18 protein-coding genes and 1 riboswitch are annotated in these 23,159 nt (G+C 42.3%); of the genes, 3 read left to right on the forward strand and 15 right to left on the reverse strand.

The window, feature by feature from the left end; translation table 11 throughout:
• Window positions 1-51 precede the first annotated feature (51 nt).
• Window positions 52-348 carry a hypothetical protein gene (locus tag DW650_RS15255; protein WP_117920075.1) on the reverse strand — a complete coding sequence of 99 codons (297 nt, stop codon included), beginning with the start codon at window positions 346-348 and terminating at the stop codon, window positions 52-54.
• A 183-nt stretch (window positions 349-531) separates the two neighbouring features.
• Between DW650_RS15255 and DW650_RS15260 the strand changes: the two genes are divergently transcribed.
• Entirely contained in the window at window positions 532-1,383 is an 852-nt protein-coding gene (locus DW650_RS15260; RefSeq protein WP_117920073.1) for a DegV family protein, read from the forward strand.
• Between the two features lie 141 nt (window positions 1,384-1,524).
• On the opposite strand, the gene hpf is transcribed toward DW650_RS15260, so the two are convergent.
• From hpf to DW650_RS15280, 4 genes are all read right to left on the reverse strand, one after another.
• On the reverse strand, window positions 1,525-2,055 hold the full coding sequence (hpf, locus tag DW650_RS15265; RefSeq protein ID WP_006856398.1) for a ribosome hibernation-promoting factor, HPF/YfiA family: 531 nt from the start codon (window positions 2,053-2,055) through the stop codon (window positions 1,525-1,527).
• Between the two features lie 215 nt (window positions 2,056-2,270).
• Window positions 2,271-3,020, reverse strand: a complete 750-nt coding sequence (gene pflA, locus DW650_RS15270) for a pyruvate formate-lyase-activating protein (protein ID WP_055195964.1) — start codon at window positions 3,018-3,020, stop codon at window positions 2,271-2,273.
• Between the two features lie 16 nt (window positions 3,021-3,036).
• Entirely contained in the window at window positions 3,037-5,265 is a 2,229-nt protein-coding gene (pflB, locus tag DW650_RS15275) for a formate C-acetyltransferase (protein WP_118210415.1), read from the reverse strand.
• A gap of 254 nt (window positions 5,266-5,519) precedes the next feature.
• A riboswitch (ZMP/ZTP riboswitch) is annotated at window positions 5,520-5,601 on the reverse strand.
• A gap of 54 nt (window positions 5,602-5,655) precedes the next feature.
• The gene (locus DW650_RS15280) at window positions 5,656-6,573 is read right to left on the reverse strand and encodes a sensor domain-containing diguanylate cyclase (protein ID WP_118210416.1); all 918 of its coding nucleotides are present in this window, start codon (window positions 6,571-6,573) and stop codon (window positions 5,656-5,658) included.
• 205 nt (window positions 6,574-6,778) lie between these two features.
• On the opposite strand from DW650_RS15280, the gene DW650_RS15285 reads away from it, so the two are divergent.
• Both DW650_RS15285 and DW650_RS15290 read left to right on the forward strand, forming a co-directional pair.
• Complete coding sequence (locus tag DW650_RS15285) at window positions 6,779-7,225, forward strand: YfcE family phosphodiesterase (protein WP_241070886.1); 447 nt, start codon at window positions 6,779-6,781, stop codon at window positions 7,223-7,225.
• 31 nt (window positions 7,226-7,256) lie between these two features.
• On the forward strand, window positions 7,257-8,183 hold the full coding sequence (locus DW650_RS15290; RefSeq protein WP_117920063.1) for an ArsR/SmtB family transcription factor: 927 nt from the start codon (window positions 7,257-7,259) through the stop codon (window positions 8,181-8,183).
• Window positions 8,184-8,231: 48 nt separating this feature from the next.
• Here DW650_RS15290 and DW650_RS15295 read toward each other — a convergent pair whose 3' ends face one another.
• From DW650_RS15295 to DW650_RS15340, 10 genes are all read right to left on the reverse strand, one after another.
• Window positions 8,232-8,474, reverse strand: a complete 243-nt coding sequence (locus tag DW650_RS15295) for a DUF6171 family protein (RefSeq protein ID WP_117920062.1) — start codon at window positions 8,472-8,474, stop codon at window positions 8,232-8,234.
• 85 nt (window positions 8,475-8,559) lie between these two features.
• The gene (locus DW650_RS15300) at window positions 8,560-10,065 is read right to left on the reverse strand and encodes an alpha-N-arabinofuranosidase (RefSeq protein WP_118210418.1); all 1,506 of its coding nucleotides are present in this window, start codon (window positions 10,063-10,065) and stop codon (window positions 8,560-8,562) included.
• Window positions 10,066-10,085: 20 nt separating this feature from the next.
• The gene (locus tag DW650_RS15305; RefSeq protein ID WP_117920058.1) at window positions 10,086-11,045 is read right to left on the reverse strand and encodes a family 43 glycosylhydrolase; all 960 of its coding nucleotides are present in this window, start codon (window positions 11,043-11,045) and stop codon (window positions 10,086-10,088) included.
• A 168-nt stretch (window positions 11,046-11,213) separates the two neighbouring features.
• Window positions 11,214-12,599: an alanine/glycine:cation symporter family protein gene (locus DW650_RS15310; protein ID WP_117920056.1), complete on the reverse strand. Its 1,386-nt coding sequence runs from the start codon at window positions 12,597-12,599 to the stop codon at window positions 11,214-11,216.
• A 75-nt stretch (window positions 12,600-12,674) separates the two neighbouring features.
• A complete protein-coding gene (locus DW650_RS15315) occupies window positions 12,675-14,228 on the reverse strand; it encodes a glycoside hydrolase family 43 protein (RefSeq protein ID WP_118210419.1) in 1,554 nt (517 codons plus the stop codon).
• Between the two features lie 146 nt (window positions 14,229-14,374).
• The gene (locus DW650_RS15320) at window positions 14,375-15,355 is read right to left on the reverse strand and encodes a tRNA dihydrouridine synthase (RefSeq protein ID WP_118210420.1); all 981 of its coding nucleotides are present in this window, start codon (window positions 15,353-15,355) and stop codon (window positions 14,375-14,377) included.
• Between the two features lies 1 nt (window position 15,356).
• Window positions 15,357-17,711, reverse strand: a complete 2,355-nt coding sequence (locus tag DW650_RS15325) for a phage tail tip lysozyme (protein ID WP_243102985.1) — start codon at window positions 17,709-17,711, stop codon at window positions 15,357-15,359.
• Between the two features lie 44 nt (window positions 17,712-17,755).
• Window positions 17,756-21,856 (reverse strand): fibronectin type III domain-containing protein, encoded by a 4,101-nt coding sequence (locus DW650_RS15330; protein ID WP_118210422.1) that lies wholly within the window; start codon window positions 21,854-21,856, stop codon window positions 17,756-17,758.
• Window positions 21,857-22,123: 267 nt separating this feature from the next.
• Window positions 22,124-22,885: a M15 family metallopeptidase gene (locus tag DW650_RS15335; protein ID WP_118210423.1), complete on the reverse strand. Its 762-nt coding sequence runs from the start codon at window positions 22,883-22,885 to the stop codon at window positions 22,124-22,126.
• Window positions 22,882-23,157 carry a phage holin family protein gene (locus DW650_RS15340; RefSeq protein ID WP_118210424.1) on the reverse strand — a complete coding sequence of 92 codons (276 nt, stop codon included), beginning with the start codon at window positions 23,155-23,157 and terminating at the stop codon, window positions 22,882-22,884. Before DW650_RS15340 ends, DW650_RS15335 begins: the two co-directional genes overlap by 4 nt.
• Between the last annotated feature and the right edge of the window lie 2 nt (window positions 23,158-23,159).

A 23,159-nucleotide genomic window follows, 5' to 3' on the forward strand; every position in this document is an offset into this window, starting at 1 on the left:
GCAATGTCTCCTGGCAGTGCCTCCCGACAGGCGAACACCATTTTCTTTATTTTACTCCCCGTTTTCCCGCATTACCTGCAGCAGCCACAAAAATATCTGTCTGCCAAGCAGATCCTGTCTACCGATCATACTTCCATACCGGTATATTTTTGCAACTACATCTTCGCAACGTTCTTTTTCCCCCGTCAGCAATATTTCACAGAGCAATCCATATCGCTCTCTGTTCCCAGTGCACTGCCTGTCGATTTCTTTCCATAGTTCCGGATACCTTCTTGCCAGATCCACCAGCATCTCCACCCCGTTGTACATTTCTTCCGCTTTTTTCTGCTTTATTATATAATTTTCCACTCTTACTCTACTGTCATGCAGGCACTTATACTACATAAGTATCTTATGTCTGTCGAATTTTGTCAACTACATTTGATTTTTCATTTCAGATATTTTGATTACCAAAATATCTTGACAATCTTCTGCGTATCCTATATATTTGTTTTTGTTTGATAGTCAAACTATTTTGTTGGAGGATTAAAAATGAGTGTACGAATTATTGTTGATTCCGCATCTGATCTCACAAAAGAACGGGCAGATGCATTAAATCTTGATTATATGCCTTTAAAAACCATCTTTGGTGAAACGGAATATTTAGACGGTGTTACCATTTCCCATAAAGAATTTTATGAAAAACTGATCGAATGTGGAACGATCCCGACGACCAGCCAGATATCGCCTCATGACTTTGAAGCTAAATTCAAAGAAGTAAAAGATGCCGGCGACACCGCTGTTGTGATCTGCCTGTCCTCCCTTTTATCCGGTACATACCAGAGTGCCCACATTGCACTCGATGGTTACGAGGACTGCATCACATTAGTGGACAGCTTAAATGTATGCCTCGGCGAACAGATTCTCGTACTTTATGCCGTAAGACTGCGCGACCAGGGACTTTCCGCAAAAGAAATTGCCGAAAAACTTGAAGAAAAGAAGAAGGATGTCTGCGTCTTAGCCGTATTTGATACCCTCGAATATTTAAAACAGGGTGGACGTATCTCAAAGACTGCTGCATGGGCTGGAAATATCCTGTCCATCAAGCCTGTTATTGCTATCGAAAAAGGTGAAGTTGTGATCTTAGGAAAAGCAAGGGGGTCTAAAAACGGTAATAATATCCTCATCCAGGAAGTGAAAAATAAAAACGGCATTGATTTTTCCATGCCGTATATGCTGGGATACAGTGGACTCGACGATTCACTGCTTCAGAAATATATTGCAGACAGCGCAGATCTCTGGGCCAGTCAGACAAAGGAGCTTCCGGTCAGCACAATCGGTAGTACAATCGGGACACACGCCGGTCCGGGAGCGATCTGTGTATCGTTCTTTCATAATGCTTAATACAGAATGTAGGAACGAAAGGTATATTTCAATTTATTGACCGTCAAATTGCACAAAATCACAGTACAACAAAAACCACCCTGCGGCATTCTCCTGCCACAGGGTGGTTTTATTCACAGCACAATTCTGCAATGATCCATTTTAATATTCCGGTTCGATCAATCCGTATGTGTTGCCTTTTCTCTTGTATACAACGTTGACATCTTCTGTCTCCGCATTGATAAATACGAAGAAATCATGTCCTAATAACTCCATCTGTACACATGCATCTTCCGGATACATCGGCTTCATATCGAACTTCTTAGAACGGATGATCTTGATCTCTTCATCATCGTCTGATGCTGCATCCAGGAAATCCTGTTTGAAAACGGATGCTGCGCTCTGCTGTTTCGTAACCAGTTTCGTTCTATATTTCTTTAACTGACGCTCAATAACCTCTTCTACCAGATCAATTGATACATACATATCATTGCTGACCTGTTCAGAACGAATATAGTTTCCTTTCATTGGAATCGTAACTTCCACTTTCTGGCGTTCCTTCTCTACGCTCAGTGTTACATAGACATCTGTGTCCGGAGTGAAGTATTTCTCTAATTTGTTTAACTTGTCCTCCACTGCATCTTTGATACCATCGGTTAATTCAATGTTTCTTCCTGTAATCTTGATTCTCATGATGTCCAACCCCTTTGCCGTTTATTTGATACAGATTTATATCATGGTTTTATTATAGCACTTTCCACAAATATTTCAATACAATATATCATTTTTTATATATTTTTCAGAATATTTATATTTTCCTGTAATATTCTTGTAAAAATGTGCATCATTCGCTGGCACGATCAATATTACACATTTAACAAGGGATGCAATGTCATAATGACTCGCCATTATGACATTGCATCCCTTATCATCTGTTCCGCTTTTTTTGCTTCCTCTTTGGTAAGCTGCGGTGTATCTTTTAACACATAATCCATGCCAAGATTATCATACTTGACCTTGCCAAGTGCATGATATGGCAGTACTTCCAATTTTTCCATATTGGAAAGTGTCTTTAGGAAGTGTCCGAGTTCCGTCAATTCTGCCTCCTCAAATGTGATGCCGGGAACAACGACATGACGGATCCACACCGGCTTTTTCCTCTGATCTAAATATCTTGCAAATGCCAGAATATTCTTATTTGAATGTCCGGTCAGTTTCCGGTGATCCTCGTCACGGATATGCTTAATGTCAAGCATTACAAGATCTGTGACATCAAGAAGCCTGTCTATTTTTTCCAGTGTGATATCTGATGTGGCTTCTCCATCCTCCGGAAATCCCGGGAACATAATACCAGACGTATCTAAACAGGTATGGATTCCGTGTGCCTTTGCCTTCGCAAACAGTTCCGTCAGAAAATCAATCTGAAGCATCGGCTCGCCACCGGTGGCGGTAATTCCGCCAGTCCGGTAAAACGAGGCATTGCGCAGGAAACGGTCGATGATCTCGTCCGCCTCCATCTGTTTTCCATCAGTCAGCACCCATGTATCCGGGTTATGGCAATACTGGCAGCGCATCGGGCAGCCCTCGAAGAATACGACAAAACGCACCCCCGGACCGTCCACGGTACCAAATGATTCCAGAGAATGAATATAGCCCATTGTGATCTCCTTATTTTTACATCAGTTCATGGAATGTTCTTGCAATTACCTCATCCTGCTGCTCTTTGGTCAGTTTGATGAAGTTTACTGCATAACCTGATACACGGATCGTAAGCTGCGGATATTCCTCCGGATGCTTCTGTGCATCAAGCAGTGTTTCCTTATTTAATACGTTTACATTTAAGTGGTGACCGCCTTTTTCTGCATAGCCGTCAAGCAGTGCCACAAGGTTTGTTTCAGAGCTTTCCTCCGTCTTTCCAAGTGCATCCGGCACGATGGTAAAGGTGTTGGAAATACCATCCTGCGCATCCATAAATGGCATTTTTGCAACGGAAGCTAAGGAAGCGACCGCACCGTTTTTATCACGTCCGTGCATTGGATTTGCACCCGGAGCAAATGCAACACCTTTCTTTCTTCCATCCGGGGTTGCTCCTGTATTTTTACCATAGGATACATTGGATGTGATGGTAAGAATGGAAGTTGTTGCGATACCACCGCGATAGGTGTGATTTCCTTTTACATATTTGATAAAGGTATGGAGAACCTCTTTTGCGATTTCATCCACACGGTCATCATCATTACCATATTTCGGAAAATCTCCCTCGACCTCAAAATCTACAGTAATGCCGTTCTCATCACGGATCGGTTTTACTTTTGCATATTTGATTGCAGACAGGGAATCTGCTACTACGGAGAATCCCGCAATACCGGTTGCAAACCAGCGTCTTACCTGTTTGTCATGCAGCGCCATCTGCAGTTTTTCATAGCAGTATTTGTCATGCATATAGTGAATGATGTTTAATGCATTGACATAGACACCTGCAAGCCATTTCATCATGTCTTTATATTTCTCCCACACCTCGTCATAGTCAAGGTACTCGGAAGTAATCGGACGATATTTCGGTCCTACCTGTTTTCCGCTGATCTCATCCACACCACCGTTGATCGCGTAAAGTAAACATTTTGCAAGGTTTGCACGGGCTCCGAAGAACTGCATCTCTTTTCCGATCCTCATGGAAGATACACAGCATGCAATGCCGTAGTCATCACCATGAACCACACGCATGATATCATCATTTTCATACTGGATCGCAGAATGTTTGATTGAGATCTCTGCACAGAACTTTTTAAAGTTCTCCGGAAGTTTTGCAGACCATAAAACTGTCATATTAGGCTCCGGTGCTGCTCCGATGTTGTTTAAAGTATTTAAATAACGGTAAGACATTTTTGTTACCATATGTCTTCCATCTACACCGATTCCGGCAATAGACTCTGTTACCCATGTCGGATCTCCGGCAAAAATACTGTTGTACTCCGGCGTACGGGCAAATTTTACACAGCGCAGTTTCATTACGAACTGATCGATGATCTCCTGGATCTCTTTCTCAGTGAATGTACCCTCACGAAGGTCGCGCTCTGCATAGATATCTAAGAATGTAGAAGTACGTCCAAGGCTCATTGCCGCACCATTCTGCTCTTTGACTGCTGCAAGGTATGCAAAATAAACAGCCTGTGTTGCCTCAAGAACGTTTGTTGCCGGCTTTGAAATGTCACATCCGTAAATCTTTGCTAATTCTTTTAACATTTTAAGAGCTCTGATCTGCTCGGATAATTCCTCGCGCTCACGGATAACGTCAGAATACATAATCGTACGTGTGGATTCTAACTGTTCTTCCTTGTCTGCGATCAGACGATCCACACCATAAAGAGCCGGTCTTCTGTAATCGCCAATGATACGTCCGCGTCCGTATGCATCCGGAAGACCGGTAATGATATGTGCAGAACGGCAGGCTCTCATCTCCGGTGTATACGCATCAAATACGCCTGCATTGTGTGTCTTTCTGTGTGTTGTAAAATATTCTACCACTTCCGGGTCTACTTTATACCCATTATCTTCACATGCCTTGATCGCCATACGGATACCGCCGTAAGGCTGCAGGGAACGCTTAAATGGTTTATCTGTCTGGAAACCTACGATTTTTTCCTTGTCTTTATCTAAGTATGCAGGTCCATGGGAAGTGATCGTGGAAATGATCTTTGTATCCATATCGAGCACGCCGCCGGCCTCTCTCTCCTGTTTTGAAAGCTCTAATACGTCCTGCCAGAGTGCTGTGGTATCCTCTGTCGGTCCCTCCAAGAAAGAGCTGTCACCATCGTATGGCTTATAATTTCTCTGAATGAAGTCTCTGACATTTACTTCATTCTCCCATGCTCCACCATTAAAATCTCTCCATTCGTTTTGCATTATTTTTCCTCCTGTTTGCTGAAAACTATGGTTTACCTGTATAAAACGGATCTGATCCCCCAATATTTTGGTATTGCTGGAAAATATTGGTAGTTATTTCTAACTTTTGTTAGTTAGTTCTAACGCAGTGAATATATCATGTTTCATCACTGCTTGTCAATATCCGCTTCGTTTCCGGAACTGTTCTTTTTTTCATACAAAAGGATTCCTGTAAGAAGAATATCTTTAAGAATAAAAGAAACCGACAGTCCGGGTTATCTCGCCCAGACGGTCGGCATTGTAAACGTTATACTTCATGTGGTTCTTCCACTTTTTCCGTCAGTCATATAACAATTAGATGTTATAATTTTTTTTTTAAATTTTCAATAGGTAAAATGTACCAAAAATTTTTTAGATCATTGTATAAATTGCTATACTGTCTTTTTCTTCATTTTTGACCTGATAGAGTGCTTCATCCGCTCTGTGATACAATTCACGGAAACTCCTTCCATCCTCAGGACCAAATGCAATGCCAATGCTTGCTGTCGGTTCCTCCGCCATTCCGATCATTTCTTTTTGGAGGCGCAGACGGCGTAAGACTTCATCTGCCTGACTTTGTATCTGCGCACGGTCTTTTACATCCGGAATAAATACTGCAAATTCATCCCCGCCCATGCGTCCGATGCGGGCATTATTACCATAGACTTCCCTTAAAATATTTGATATCCCCATAATGATACTGTCACCAGCCCAATGTCCATACATATCATTGATCTGCTTAAAATTATCCAGATCCAGGGCGATGTATGCATAATTCTGTCCTTCTTCTACTGCCTCTAATTCTTCTTTGATACGTTCTTCCATTGTACCGCGGTTTAAAAGTCTCGTCATGGAATCTCTCGCCGCACAGTCTTTTAAATATTCTCTTTCCCGCGCGTAGCGTCTGTTTTTTTCTACCTTCTCTGTTACATCAGTGATCGTAATATAACTGACAGGCTTTAACTCCATAGATACCATAACACGAAAAGACAGCCACTTTTTATTTCCGTCCTTCGTCTCTGTCAGAGCAGTCAGCTCAAATGGCTCGCCTGTCAGGATTTCTTCATGATGATCCCGCATGACCTCTCTTAGATCAATATCCAAAAACCGGCTCCATCCGCCCTGCACTTTTTTTATATATTCCTCTCTTGTGTAACCGAGCATGTGATATGCCATCTGATTCACATAATATACCTTGCGTTCTCTTCCCTCACCGCTTACGACAAGACCAAACGGAACATTTTTCATGACTTTGTGAAAAACCTTTTCCTCCAATACTGAGCTTTCCATTCTCCCTCTCCTGTTAAAAATTTAACCAACTGATCCCCAGGACAGTATACTACATTACTTTAAAATAAAAAAGTGTTTTTATGAATATTTTTCTTTCTTCTAGACTTCCATACTTTTTTCCTATATAATTTATCTAATTATTTTTTTACTTAATGGAGAAAATTAGTATGAAAATAACATTTTTCACGCAGGAATGGAGAATTTTATGAAAATTGGCATTATTTCCGATACACACGGTATATTTCGCGAAGAATGGCACCGTCATTTAGATGGCTGTGATTACCTGATCCATGCAGGCGATTTCTGTACACAGAAAAATTATGACAGTTTCCGGAATTTTGGTATTCCGCTTTATATGGTCCGCGGCAACAATGACCGCGGCGACTGGGCAAAAAATCTTCCTGAATTTTTACAGTTCCGCATTGGCGGCAAAACTTTTTTCCTGGTTCATAATCAGTTTGTCCTTCCATTTGACCTGACGGATGCTGATTTTCTTATCTTCGGACATACCCATCACTATACGTTTTATGAGCGTTTCAATAAAGTATATATCAATCCGGGCAGTGCCAGTGACGGACGCGGAGATTCAAAGAGTCTTGTGATCCTGACTCTGTCCGGCAGCAATTACAGTTTAGAACGTGTCATTCTGTGATTTTCACAGATTTTGAAAGGAGAGGATTTCCTTGTTACACATCACCTCGTTAAATGATGGGCTTGAACTTTTTAAGGCACTTGGTTCCGATGTAAGAATTGAAATTTTAAATATTTTGCTTGAAAACGACAATATGAGCATGAATGAGCTCGCCTCACGTCTGAATATTACAAATGGTGCTTTAACCAGCCATATTAAAAAACTTGAAAGCAGCGGACTGATCACAATTTCAAGTGAATCTGCCGGTCACGGCAACCAGAAGATCTGTTCCATTCATTTAGATAAGATCCTGATCGATTTAGAAAAGCCTGTGGATATTGAGAATGTTTATCATACAGAATTAAAAGTCGGTCATTATACGAATTATCAGATCTGTCCGACCTGTGGGCTCGCCTCCGCAGACGCCCTGATCGGTGAAGTAGATGATCCCCGGTATTTTGACCATCCGGACCGCTATAACGCTGATATTTTATGGTTTACCAGAGGATATGTTGAGTATGCCATTCCAAATTTCATCCCGGCTTCCAAAAAGATCACACAGATCACGATTTCTGCAGAACTGAGTTCCGAAGCACCCGGCATCAATAATGACTGGCCTTCCGATATCAGTTTTTATTTAAACGACATTCATATCGGCGACTGGACTTCGCCCGGCGATTTCGGTGATGTAAAAGGACTGCTGACACCGGACTGGTGGTATCCGAACTGGAACCAGTACGGTCTGTTAAAACAGCTTGTCATAAATAAAAATGGAACATATATCGATGGACTGAAAATATCTGATGTCAAAATCGATGATTTTCACCTCAACTGCCGCAGTAATATCCGCTTCCGCCTCGCTGTGGAAGACAGTGCAAAACATGTCGGCGGACTTACAATCTTTGGAAAATCCTTTGGAAATTACAGTCAGGATATCAAGGTAAGCCTTGGCTATACCCCGGTGGAAGAAATACAATAATATCATTATCATAAATTAATAAAAAATGGTAACAGTCCGTCTGAACTGTTACCATTTTTTATGTGGGCATTTTGAAACGGCTGCCGCAGCGCGCAGCTCCACATAGCAGCCGCACGCACCGCAGGTTCCCGCATTTAAAAGATCACAGGTTTTACAGACATTAAGACGTCTCTCATACTCGCTCTCTGATACCTGATCTTCTTTTTTGATCGCCTCTTTATATTTCTCTATCATTTTTGCATCTGCCTCCGCCATCTCGCGCAGCAGACACTTTTTACAGATCTGTGCCATATGTCCATCTCCGTCTGTAACTTTAGTTACTGTTCACACTTCCAGTGTAACCAGCAACTAATTTCCCGCCATTGCTGACAATTTTTTATTTTGCAAGACGCAGCTCGATCACACTGTTTGCCGGCATTGTGACATTCACGCCGTTTTCCGTCTCCTCATAGGCAGTAAAATCTTTCTCTGTCACGGTATCCGGTGCCTCAAATGTGTTATGTGCATGCATATCGGAATCGGTCACGATCCTTGCCTCGGTCACATGATAGCCACGGTTCGCAAACTGTATCTCAACATTTTCCGGTGCTTCCACAGACAGATTGTTCATAGTAACGGTGATCACGCCATTCTCATCCATAGATACTGACTCTGTGATCTTTGGCACTCTCCATTCATCCGGTCCGATCTCTCCTGCACCGGTTAAGCTGCTCTCTAACAGGTCTGCCCCCTGATGATGACGATACATATGCATAACATGATAAGTCGGTGTTTTGATCATCTGATCGCCCTCTGTTAAAATCACAGACTGTAAAACATTGACCATCTGTGCTAATGCCGCCATTTTTACACGGTCGCTGTGCTTATTAAAGATATTTAAGGTAATGCCTGCAACGAGTGCATCACGCACCGTATTCTGCTGATATAAAAATCCCGGATTTGTTCCCGGTTCACAGGTATACCAGGTTCCCCACTCATCCACGATCATGCCGACTTTTTTATCCGGATCATACTCATCCATGATCGCACCATGGCGCTCGATCAATGTCTCCATGTACAGTGCCTTTGACAGAGTCTTGTACCATACATCTGCATCAAAATCTGTGGAACTTCCCTTGATCTCCCATCCTTCCGGATGTACATAGTAATGGAGGGAGAGTCCATCCATAAATCCATGCCACTGCTCTGCATGGTCAAATGCTGTTTTTAACACGCCTTTTGTCCAATAATAATCTGCCACATTTGCACCACAGCAGATTTTTTTGATCGGGCGGTCCGGATGATAATTGCGCACATAAGTCTGGTATCTGCGGTATTCGTTCGCATAATATTCCGGCGTCATGTTACCGCCGCATCCCCAGTTCTCATTGCCGACACCAAAGTAATCCACTTTCCACGGAGCCTCATGTCCGTTTTCTTTTCTTAAATCTGCCATCGGAGAAACGCCTTCAAAAGTCATGTATTCCACCCACTCAGACATTTCACGGACAGTTCCGCTTCCGAGGTTTCCATTGACATACGTCTTACATCCGATCTGTCTGCACAGCTCCATGTATTCATGGGTTCCGAAACTGTTATCTTCCACGACACCACCCCAGTGCGTGTTGATCATTTTTTTACGTTTCTCTTTCGGTCCGATTCCGTCCATCCAGTGATATTCATCTGCAAAGCAGCCACCCGGCCAGCGCAGCACCGGAACTTTTAATTCTTTTAATGCCTCCACAACATCGGTTCGCATTCCATTTACATTCGGAATCTTAGAATTTTCCCCGACATAAATTCCCTCGTAAATACATCTCCCCAGATGTTCTGAAAAATGTCCATAGATCTCCGGTTCGATCCGGCTCTTTTTGTTTTCCTCATTAATAATCAGTTTTGCCATTTTCCCTCTCCTTTTATCTTTTAATTTTCATAGGAAAATACCGGTCTTCCGGCATCATCCCACTTTACTTTCATAAGCATGGCATGACGGTTCGGATTGTACAGTGGATCACCAATGATTTCCGTCTCCGTCCGCGCATGGTAAACCATGATGTCATTTCCATTTTCATCCACAGTAAACGAGTTGTGTCCCGGCCCGTAAATGCCCAGTTTCTCACAGGTCTTAAGCACCGGATAGCGCTCTTTTTTCCATAACCGCGGATCCAGCAGATCGGCATCCTCATCGATAGACAACATTCCGACACAGTAATCCACACCCGTCTCGCTTGCCGAGTAAGTTAAAAACAGTTTCCCATTATGATGTATCACTGCAGGTCCCTCATTGACCCAGAATCCTTTTCGCTCCCAGTCATAATCCGGCGTGGTTAAAAGCACCTGTACCGTTTTTAACTGATTACCGGATTCCATCTTTGCGATATACAGATTGGAAACCATCCTGCCAACCCCGACTTTTTCTGCCCATACATAGTAATATTCACCTTTATTTTCAAACACCGTTGCATCCAGCGAAAATGCCTCAAAGGAAAACTCATCTTCCTTAGCGCGTTTCATCTTGCCAAGTTCTACCCATTCATCCGTCAGCGGATTCTCTCCCTGACACTCTAAAACATACGGACGGATCTTCCAGATATCTTCCTTCTCGCCCCCTGCAAAATAAATATACCACTTTCCAAACAGGTAATGTATCTCTGGTGCCCAGATATGATAACTCATCGGACCGGACTCATGTTTCTTCCAGATCATGACTTCTTCTGCTTCCGGCAATTCCTCCAGTGACCCTGCACGTCTTAACACGATCCCATCATATGCTGGAACGGATGCCGTAAAATAATAGGAACCGTCCACATGACGATAAACATACGGATCGGCACGCTGTAAGATCCATGGTTCGTTGTACTTTAATTTCTTTTCAGTTGTCATGCTTTATCCTCCCCTCTGATGACATTCGCACTGTATTTTTCTTAGCTATAGTATACTACTTCTTTCTCTTATTGTATATAATATTCTAAAATATTATATATTTTTCTAAATAAATAGCAAATAAAAAACGATGGAGCCAGTCTGCACTCCACCGTCATTTTATTTCTATTAATATTTTTGTTTTTCAAAGTATTTCTTTGTCTCTGCAACTACCACACCGCTCAATGCAACCAGTGCGATCAAGTTTGGCAGAGCCATGAGTCCATTGAAGATATCTGCGATCGTCCATACAGCAGATACTGTCATGAACGGTCCGATAAACACTGCAAGGATATACAGCCAGCGATATCCTTTTAAGACAGCCTTTTTGTCTCCGACTAAATATTCCAGGCACTTTTCACTGTAATAGTTCCAGCCAAGGATCGTTGTAAATGCGAAGAATACCAGACAGACCATCAGCATAAATGATGCCACCTGCTCCGGAAATGGCAGTCCCATCTGGAATGCCTTTGTGGTTACAGATACACCTTCTAATCCCATATCCCAGGCTCCTGTGATCACGATAGAAAGTCCTGTCATCGTACAGATGATCACGGTGTCAATGATCGTTCCAAGCATGGAAACAAGTCCCTGTGCCACCGGCTCGTTTGTCTGTGCCGCTGCTGCTGCGATCGGCGCACTTCCAAGTCCTGCCTCATTTGAAAAGATTCCGCGGGCAATTCCCATCTGCATGGCGATCAGTATGGAGCCAAGTGTTCCGCCTGCAGCCGCACGCAGTCCAAATGCACTCTGCACGATCTCAACAAGTGCCCCCGGAATCGCACTAAGGTGTGTAAAAAGAACGATCAGTACCACAACCACATAAAGCAGTGCCATAAAAGGTACCACAACCTGTGCCACCGTAGAGATACGCTTAATACCTCCAATGATGACCAGTGCCACACACAGGGTAAGGATAATTCCTGCGATCACAACCGTCCAGGAATATGTTCTTCCAAACAATTCCACTGTCCACGTATTCTGTGGATCAAAGAAATTATTCACAGCACTCGTGATTCCGTTAATCTGTGTGAAAGTTCCGATTCCAAGTAACCCCACACCAACACCAAAAAATGCAAAAATCTTTGCAAGCCATTTCCATTTCTCGCCCATTCCGTTTTCGATGTAATAAAACGGTCCTCCGACGATATGACCATCTTTTGCTACAACACGGTACTTAATGGCAAGTAAACACTCGGAATATTTTGTTGCTGTTCCAAGCAGTGCCGCGATCCACATCCAGAACAATGCTCCGGGACCTCCGGCAACAAGCGCTGTTGCTACTCCGACAATATTACCTGTTCCGATCGTTGCAGAGAGTGCTGTACAAAGTGCACCAAAACTGGAAACTTCCCCATGTTCCCCGTTTTTTTCATTTGCCAACATATGTTTTATGGCAAGTGACAGTTTTGTGATCTGAAGTCCGCGCAGACGGATCGTAAGAAAGATACCAACCGCAAGGATCAGTACGATCAGTGGAACACCCCAGACGAAATCATCAATCGCTTTTAACATTTGTATTCGTTCCTTTCCTTGGCTTTACATATGTACCACTTTACCATGGGAAAAAACTCTTTGCAAGCACTTATTTTACTTAAAATATTTTACACCCCAGACACTCTCATTTGCCCCGACTGCAGAAAATGTCATTACATCCGTTCCCGCTTCATCTTTCATCTGACAAAATACACCGTTGTATTCTTTATCCCCGTATGTAACTGTCATATAACAGGTTCCTTCCTCCATGCCCCAGGTTCCTTCCATATTTTCACCGTATACTTTCCCATTCTCCATAAGTACCAGTTTTACCGGCTCGGCGATCTCTGCATTGATCGCAGTTCCCTGGTCGATCACATAATACGTTCCCGCCACCTCTGAAATATCATAACCGTCTTCTGCGATCGTCTCGCCATCGGTTGCATAAGGCAGCATACATGGCCATCCATCCCGGTTCAGAAAATACTGATGCACACGCGGTTCATGATATTCCTGTCCATTGTCAAAACGGGTATGATATACAATATATTTTTTTCCATCTTCATCCACAAAAGCGGAGTTGTGACCGGTCGCCATATATGCCTTATCAAGCCCCGGCAGATAATAATTACCGGAAAGTTTCAGACCATAAGCTGCATTATCATCCCACATGCCAGGATATGCCCCATTCATATCGATATATTCTCCATCCACTGTTTTAGAACGGAACACGCGCATCTGATAACCACCCTCTCTGGTTAAAGAACCATAGGAAACAAACAGGTAATAATATCCGCTCTCATCATCATAGAGGATATAAGGTCCTTCGATTGATTTATGTCCACCGCCAAGAAGCCGTTTTCCAAAATAAGTATCCACATCATTTTCATCGTCTTCCTGCAGATGAATGACAAGTCCTGTTTTCTCATCGATCTCTAAAAGAAAAATTCCACCCGACCACGAACCATAGACCATCCACATTTTTCCGTCGGCATCATAAAAAACAGTCGGATCGATCGCATTTGGATATTTCTCATAATTATATTTATTTCCTGCCATAATATAATTCTTTTTGGCATAATCGATATCCACATAGTCAAGTACATCGGTTGCTTCAATCGTATCCTTTGTAAAGCCGGAATAGACCAGTGCCCCCTTCCAGGTATACGGTCCCTGCGGCTGATTTGAAACCGCATAGCACAGGTTTGATGCATTCCATGTCGAAGACGTGCAAAAATACATATAGTATAATCCCTGCTCCCTGTTATAAATTACATCCGGTGCCCATACATGATATTTCTTATCATCGGTCGGTATCACAGAATCTTTACTTCCTGTATAATCAAATACATGTTCTGTTCCAAGCAGATTGTCAAAAATCGGATTCGACTGCGTATATCCGTCTCCGATCGATGTCCAGTTCCGCAGATCTTTCGATGACGCTGCAGACATGTGCGATCCAAAAATGTAATAGATACCATCTGCCTCTATCACAGACGGATCATGTACACTGACTCCTGCCTTAATATCAGCCGTCGTTATTCCATCATAACTGACTGTAAAATCTTTTGGAACCTTCTCTCCTCCTGTCAATGCTGCCCCCGCAAGCACTGCAGTAAATCCCAATACAATACACGTAGAAAAAATGATTTTGTTATGTTTTCTCATACTGTCCTCCTTCTATACTGATAATCTCTGCTATACCCCAATTTCTGATTATCATTTTATTTCGTATGATACTTCTACAATAACAAAATCATTCTTGTTTTACAATTATTTAGTTTATATTTTTCTAAAATATTTTATTTTTATATTTATTCTGGCTTCCACTCCTGCTCCCGGAACAGATTATCCACGATCACACGGTACTCTGCCACCCGCTGTGTCTTTTTGATCTGCTTTACATATTTTTCCGGTTCCGTGAAGTATTTCGCAAAATAAAACCATAGTTCTTTCATCCGGAACAGTGTATTGCGCTCCCCTGACATTACATCCAGATAACCTTTCAGTACATCATCATGAAACGCATGAAACTGATCTTTTGTAATCGGCGCATGTCCCATCAGCTCTCCAACCAGTCCCGGATTCTTTAAAATTCCACGCCCAAGCATCATATGCTCTGTGTGCTGCGCAGTACTTCCACTGCCATGTTCCCTGTCTTTTCCTTCCATCTTCTGTATCCAGGCTTTATAATCATCCACCGAGCAGATATCACCGTTGTAACACAAGGTGTGTCTGCTGTTTTCCACTGCATATAAAAATGCATCCATGTCCGGCGTATTATTATAAAAGTCTTTCTGTACCCTCGGATGAATAATAAGCTCCTCCATCGGATATTTTTCATAAATGGAAAGAATACGTTCCCACTCCCCGGCATCATTTATGCCAATGCGGGTTTTTACCGATATCCTAAGCGGACAGTCTGCAAAAATTTCTTCCAGAAAATGATCCAATTCTTCCGGCACTGCAAGAAAACCTGCTCCACGGTGCTTTGTGACAACCGTACCGGATGGACATCCGAGATTTAAATTAACACTCTCATATCCATAGTTCCCCAGTTCTTTTGCAATCGCAAGAAAATCTTCTGCACGGTTTGTCAGGATCTGCGGAACCACATGCATCCCTTTGTTATGCTCCGGCAGAATGTCCTTGATCTCTTTGTAGTTCATCTTTTTATTGTTGATAAACGGTGTAAAATAAGTATCAATATCTCCAAAGTGCTTCTGATATGCATTACGGAACACAAAACCTGTGAGTCCTTCCATCGGTGCTAAATAAAATTTCATTTCTGCCATCCTACAATGCTTCCCACTGTGCATACAGTTTTACCTTTGCGCCGTCCGTGAGTGAAAGATTCGATACAGATGCCTCATCTCCATAAAAAGTCTCACTGCCATCCGGTCTGGTACTCCATCCGATAAACTGATATCCATTTTTCTGGAATGTATTTGCAGGCAGTTTATAAGTCGTATTGTATTTGCAGGAACTGATCGATCTCATCGTTCCGGCGGTTGCACCATTTCCATCAAATACAATGTCATAAGTATTGATCTTCCATTTTGCATACAGCTTGTAATTTTTGCGGGTTCCTTTCGTAATCTTTGTGATCCTGTTTTTATAAGCAGAATCCGTATACCATCCTTGAAACGTATACCCCTCTTTTGTGGCTGCTGCCAGCTTAAAAGTAGGTGTATCATAATAATAGCTGGTCGGATTGCCGGAAGGAACAGTACCACCACCTGATACATATTTTATGGAGTATGCTTTCTTACTCCACTGTGCATACAAAGTGATCGTTTTGCCGTTTTTAGCTGTGATATTGCGGATATCCTCTCCGTCCTCATAAAAATCACCTTTACCGTTTTTCTTTGTATTCCAGCCTTCAAACACATAGCCTGTACGCTTATATTTATTTTTTGCCAGTGTGTATGTACTGCCATATTTACAGACAGTCACATTTTTCATGGATCCACCGGTTGCACCATTGCCATTGTATTTGATCTTATATTTGTTAATCTGCCATTTTGCATAGAATGTAAGATTTCCAATGGTACCTTTTTTCACCTGTGTCACACGTCTGGTGCATTTTTTGTCTTTATACCAGCCTTTGAATGTATAACCGTATCTGACCGGTGTTTTTAATTTGAATGTCTTAGTATCTACATTGTATTTCTTTACTGTTCCGTCAGCAAGTTCTCCACCGTTTGCCTTGTAAGTAATCTTGTAAGTATCTCTTGACCACTGTGCATACAGATCAACGACCGCACCATTCTTTGAGGAAAGATTCTCTATTTCTTCCCTGTTGCCGTATTTTCTGCCGCTTCCATCTGCTTTTGTGCTCCAGCGGACAAATTTATATCCCTTACGCTTGAATTTATTGCTGTTAAGCGTATAGTCCATATCATACTCAAGATTTTTCATTTCTTTTACACTGCCACTGGTTGCCTTGTTTCCATGAAAACGGATCGTATATTTATTTGCTTTCCATTTTGCATACAATGTAAGATTGCCTTTTGAACCTTTCGGGATCGTTGTGATCTGGTTCTTAAAGCTGCTCTCCTTATACCATCCCTCAAAAGTATAACCTTTTTTGGTCGGTTTCTTCAATGTAATCGTCTCAGTTGTAACCTTATACGACGATGGATTTGCACTGTTATTTTCTCCATCATACAGTACATATTTAATTGTATATTTTTTATTTACCGGATTGTCCGGGTTATCCGGATCATCCGGGTCATCCGGACTGTCGCTGCTATATTTCGCCCAATAGACATCTCTCGCACGTTTTGCACGTCCTTCAAAATATACACTGGCACAGCGCTCAAAATAACGTGCCCAGTTATATCCTGCCGTATAGGCTCCGTCTGCAGTGTTTTCCACATTTTTAATTTTGGAAAATGCACTGCTTTCCGAATGCTCCAGCTCATATTTTAAAAACTTAAGCTGACCCTCGATAGAAGTATAATCATAGCCATTACTGCTGCAGTAATTCTTAAGATCATCAAATCTTGATGCATTCCACTGGCAGATACCATAACTGATCTTGCCATTGGTATCGATGACACTTGCGGTCGGATTAAAAGATGATTCACTCTCAATATTCGAAAGCACGCCACAGGCTGCTGCCGTATTTAATTTCAGCTTCTTTTTTGCAAAATTATATACTTTTTTCTCGTTGGATTTTTTCTCACTCTGCGAAATACCAGCACCTTTGTATAAGCCTGTACCAGAAATGATCACATTGATATACGGTATTTTCCTTTTCAGTCCTGCTCCAAGGGAATATTGCTCTGTATCCCATCCCGGATCAAATTCATAGACAAAATAATTTGTATTATCATAATCTCCGACACAGTGCCAGGTTACCGGAATGCTTGTGGCATCCTTTCCGCCATCCAGATACACATCAATGCTCTGTGGCATTTTAGCCAGCAGACGTTCCAGGCTGATCTTGCCCGTCATGCGGATTTCTTTCGGATTGTCCGCCAGGTCTGCAAAACCTGTGATTTTTCTTTTCTCTGCCATGCTTTCCTGTGTCTTTGTTTCTGCTGCATACACAGACATATCTGTTGCAGCCGTACCGACAGCAAGCAGGAGCGCCATCGCCCCTGCTGCCAGTCTTGTCATGATTTTCTTTGCATAACTTTTCATAGCTGTCCTCATTCCTGCGGATTAACAGTATCCTAAGATTTTTATTAATAGGTCTTATACCGGATACTGATATTTACCTTGCCGTTTACACCATTTACCGTACCCTGATTTGTATATCTCCACATTGCAACATTTCCTTTGCCCTGATAGCCGCTTCCAAGGCTTTCTGCACGGTAATTGATGATCCACAGATCTGTTCCTGTAAGTTTGCTGGTATCCACATACTTGCCAGGATACTGCTGTAAAAGTTTCTGGTTGATTCCAAGTGCAAACTTATACTGTTTACCGCCATCAATGATCTCCGTCTTAAATGCATTGATAAAATCAATTCTCTGCGTTGCTGTTACATTGTTGTATAACAGTGACATATCATCCAGTACATACACAACCGGATAATCAAGCTTCTGTGCATTCAGGATATTTAATACTTTATCGCCCTCACTCTTTGCCTGAGCTGCATTCTGCGCCACGGAATAGCAGTATACACCAACTTTAAGACCTGCTGCTTTTGCATTATTATAATTCGTCTGGAACTTTGCATCTGCTGTTGTTCCTTTGGAAATACGGAGCATTACACATTCATATCCAGATGCCTTAATGGCATTAAAATCTACCGTACCGTTATCACTGGAGATATCGATGATCTTGTTTTCCGTATCAAGTTTATCTTTGACTGTTACTGTGATCTCTTTTGTGATTCCGTTTGCGGACGCCTTTACAGTCGTTGTTCCTGCCTTTAAACCATAAATTGTTCCGTCAGAAGAAACAACTGCAATCGTGGAGTTAGATGAAGTCCAGTATACCACACCGTATGGTTTTGCTGTTGCCGTTACTTTCACACTCGTTCCTGTCTTGATCAGCACACTCGTTGTGCTCACCTCAAGTGCTGATGAAATAACACTTACACAATCCGTTGTCGCACTGACATATGCTCCACGAACCGCATATATCTTATAGTAATAAGTTTTTCCTGTTACAGCGGTATAATCAACAAAAGAGTTTGTCGTACAAAGTTCAGTAGCAATCTTGTATGTTCCATTCTCAGAAGTACTTCTAAGTACCGTATAGGTTTCTGCACCATCTACCGCATTCCATGTCAGTTTGATCTGGTTTTCTGCAATTGAGGCTGCATACAGTCCAGTCGGTTTTGTAAGTACCGGTGTTGCCTGTTTTACGGCAGAGTAATCGCCATATAGTTTCTTTCCATTTTTATTCACATAAGCTCTTACTTTATAATAATAGGTCTTTCCTGTCTTTAACTTACTGTTCTTATAAGAAAGCGTATTAACGGAAGAACAGGTTTTGACTGATTTATATTTTCCATCTTTCTCTGTTGCACGATATACACGATATCCATCACACCCTTCTACTTTCTTCCAAGAGACCGTAATGGTGTTATAATTTGCCGCAACTACCTGAATGGATGGTTTTCCCGGAAGCACCTGCATGGACGCCGGCTCTGAATAATCACTGTAGATTGTCTTTCTGCCGGATGTACAGAATGTGCGGACTTTATAGTAATAAGTATTACCGGTTACAAGTCCTTTATCTACATACGAGGTCGTCGTTCCCTTATTGATGGTTTTGATCTTTCTGTATTTTCCATTTTCGGAAGTACTGCGGTAAATTGCATATCCCTTTACATAGCTGTTTTTGGATGCTTTTACCTTTTTCCATGTAACTTTCAGGCTTTCATTTCCTGCTGATTTAATTTTTACAGTTGTGACACTCGGTGAAGCTGTAATTCCTTTTGCAGGCGAATAAGAGGAGCGAAGCACTTTGCCACCTGCAATATTTTTATAGGTCACTACCTTATAATAATATTTTTTACCGATCTTGACAGTCTTGTCTGTATAAGATCCGGTCATGGCTCCTCTCTTTCTTTTTACGTTTCCGATCTGCTTATATTTTCCTTTTTTGGAAGTTGAACGATAAACAAGGTATCCGTCCTCATCCCCGGCAGAAGTCACATTCCATGTCAATACAACGCTGTTATATTTGCCGGCTTTGATCGTATCGATCGTTACCGGAAGAAGTTTTGGTGTTGCGGTAAGCTCATTTGAAGTTCCACCATATGCTCTTTTTCCATTTTTATCTTTTGCAAAAGAAACTACTTTAAACGTGTACTTCTGACCAGGTGTAAGTCCTGTCACCGTATAGGAAGTGCTCTTTGTACTGCACCGTTTCAGCAGCTGGTCAGCACCGTTTACGATCTGATATACAGCATATCCGCCACCGGTCGATGGCATGTTAACTTTATTCCAGGTCAGTTTGACCGCTGTTGCACCTGCTGCTTCTGATTTTAATGTTACTGCTTCCGGTGCTGCTTTGATCGTCTGTACATCAGAATATTTTCCTGCTACATCCTTATCTCCAACCGTACGGAATGCACAGACTTTGTAGTAATATTTTTTTCCTACGGATAATTTTTTATCGGTATAAGTAAGTGTTGTCTTATCATTGACAGTCTTAACTTTTCTGTATCCGCTGTCCTTTTTGGTAGAACGATATATTTTATAACCATGTGCACCACTGATCTGGTTCCATGTGATCGTCACACTGTTGTAAGACGCATTTTTAAGTGCGATCTGTGGTGCCTCTAAAGCAGGGGTTGCTGTCGATTCATTGGAATAATCTCCATATACCTGACTTCCATTAACCGTTTTATATGCTCTTACTTTGTATGTATAAGCTGTACCTGCTGTAACCTTTGTATCACTGTAACCTGTCTTTTCGCCTGCTACAGTTGCGATCTTTTTGTAGGAAGATGATGACGTTTTTCTGTAAACTTCATAACCTGTCACCCCATCCACTGCACTCCATGTCAGATTTACTTCTTTATAACCTGCTGATTCTGCAGTCAGTTTTGTTGCTGACGGAAGCGGTTTTCCGGAAAGGATACCGGATGCATCGCCATAAACCTTTTTACCATTGACCACACAATATGGCTGTACTTTATAATAATAAGTGTTTCCGGCTGTCAGTGCTGTATCCACATAACTTACTGCTCCATTCGTGATATCCATGATCTGCGTATCCACTTTTGACTTATCTGTGGAACGATATACGATATATCCGGTTGCACCATCCACTTCTTCCCATTTCAGTGTCAGGCTGCTGTAGCCTTCCGCTGTAACCGATGTCAATGCAGCTTTTCCAAGCTGTGGTGCTGCTTTTATGGTTGCATATGTATCCGTATTGGCATAATCCTGTTGTCCGTTGTTTGTGTATTTCGTATATGCGTATACATGATAAATATAAATGTTCCCCGTCTGTACTCCCGTATCTTTATATGATACTGCATCCACGCCATCCACATGTGCGATCGTCTGCTCTGTATCTGCGCCTTCCACTTTTCGTGTGATGGTATAACCATCTGCATCTGCTGCCTTTGCCCAGTTCAGACTTACCGTATTATATGTAGTCTCAGCGGTGCAGTTTGCAGGTGCCTTTTCCGGTTTTACAACAACATAATATGTATCCTTGTCACTTGGATTGTCCTTTACCTGCAGTGTGAGGACTGCGACACCTGCTGTAAGCGTCTTTACCTGTCCTGTAAGCTTTCCATTTACCATCGATGTGGTAAGTGCCGCTACACTGTTGTCATCGATCAGCCACTCGACCTCCGGCTCGTTATCTCCTGTTGTCTCAAACGAATATCCCGGAAGTGCAACCGTCTCTCCGGCACTGACAACTTCATATCTGTCTTTTTTACTGATAATAACTCCGTTTGCCGCTGCTTCTTTAATCTCTGTTTCCTCGGTAGCTTCTGTCTCTTCAGCCGTCTCAGTTGCTTCCGTAACTTCGGTCGTCTCTGTCGCTTCAGTTGTCTCCGTAGCCTCGGTTACCTCTGTCGCTTCGGTTGTCTCCGTAACTTCGGTTGTCTCCTCAGTTTCAGTTGCTTCCGTAACCTCGGTCTGTCCTGTTACCTCAGATGGATTCTCCTGTTCACCATTTTCTTTTGTCTGCTCTGACTGCTCATCTGCTAAAACTCCGGTCTCATTTTCTGTATCCTCTGCCTGCCCTACTACCTGTCCGTTTGTAGCTTCTGCCGCAAATGTCATGGTATCGGAACAGATGATCATAGCACCCGCCAATGTGATGCACAGACCGCGCTTTAACCATTCCAGTTTCTTTTTTATCATAACATTTTGCCTCCCATCCTCTTATTTTTCCTCTTTTGGGGGCAGTTCTTCACATAAACTGCCATCATTGGTATTGTAGCACAATTTTCCTTTTGAATATAGTTTATAAGGGATTTTAAGCAAATATTAATAAATAAGTAAGAATTTCCTTGATTTTTTGGTACTTTTGAGCGAACTGTTACTAATTTGTTGCTAACCGTTAAGAATTAAGCCTGATTAAAAAGCACTATGAGCCGGTACAATTTTATATGCATCGGCTCACTCTCATCATCCAATATAAACTTTTCCATCCACGCCCACAGCTAGACATGCGATCGTGGCGTCCAGCTTGAACCACACGGATCCGTCATCGAACTTTCTGACCTCTACCGGCTTAATGTCGGCACCATTGTGCAAGTACCCGATACCATTCTTATTGTCACAGGATGTCTTGATCTGGTTGGATAAGTAAATATACTTGCCGTGCTCGCCGTAATAACCGTTGCAGACCGGGACAGCTTCTTTCACACGGTACCAGTTCCCGGCTTTATATTCCGTCTTGGTGGCTGTGGCAGCCTGTCCACTCTTTTTCCAGACAGCCATGAATTTCTCCGGTGTGCCGTACATTTTTTTCAACTTTGTCGGAGTGCTTCCCCAGTTTGGTAACTGGAAATGTGGTCTGTCCTTAATGGATTTCCATGATCCGCCCCACTCTAAGCCGATGCTCTGCCCGATTTTTCCTACCTTATTATATAATCCGGTAGAATTATTAAATGCATCATCCGAAGTTTTACCGTCCCCGTCCACATCCATTTTCAAGTAGAAATCAAAGGCTACGCCCCACTGGTGCATGGAACTGTAACTGAATCCTTTGGCATTTGTGACGATCTTTCCCGGCTTTGTCCTGCCCTTTGCATATAAAGCATCCTGCTCTGCTTTCGTCCTCAAACATTCTCCAATGCCGATCGTAATTCCGGCAGCCGCACATTTCTTCTGTAAAAGTGTGATTTTCTCCTGTAAATCCGGGTGTAATGCTTTAATATCTCTCATTCTGTTTTACCGCCTTTCTCTAAATACTGTTTGAATAACTGATGTAAACCGGTGCTTGCTAATCCACTGAATAAGCCGCTTAAAATGATTGATGGAGAAACGCTCCATCCATTCATCCAAATTGCTAATATAACGCCCAAAACGGCGCATACAGTAGGAATCCACTTGTTATCAACGTCCTTAATCCATTTCTTAATTACATAGCCGACGCAAAGGCAAATCCCTACTATTACCGGCACCATAAATTCTGTTAAAAATCCTAAATCTGCCATAA

Origin of the sequence: Roseburia sp. AM23-20 (genome assembly GCF_003470905.1) — a bacterium.
GTDB lineage: Bacteria > Bacillota > Clostridia > Lachnospirales > Lachnospiraceae > Roseburia > Roseburia rectibacter.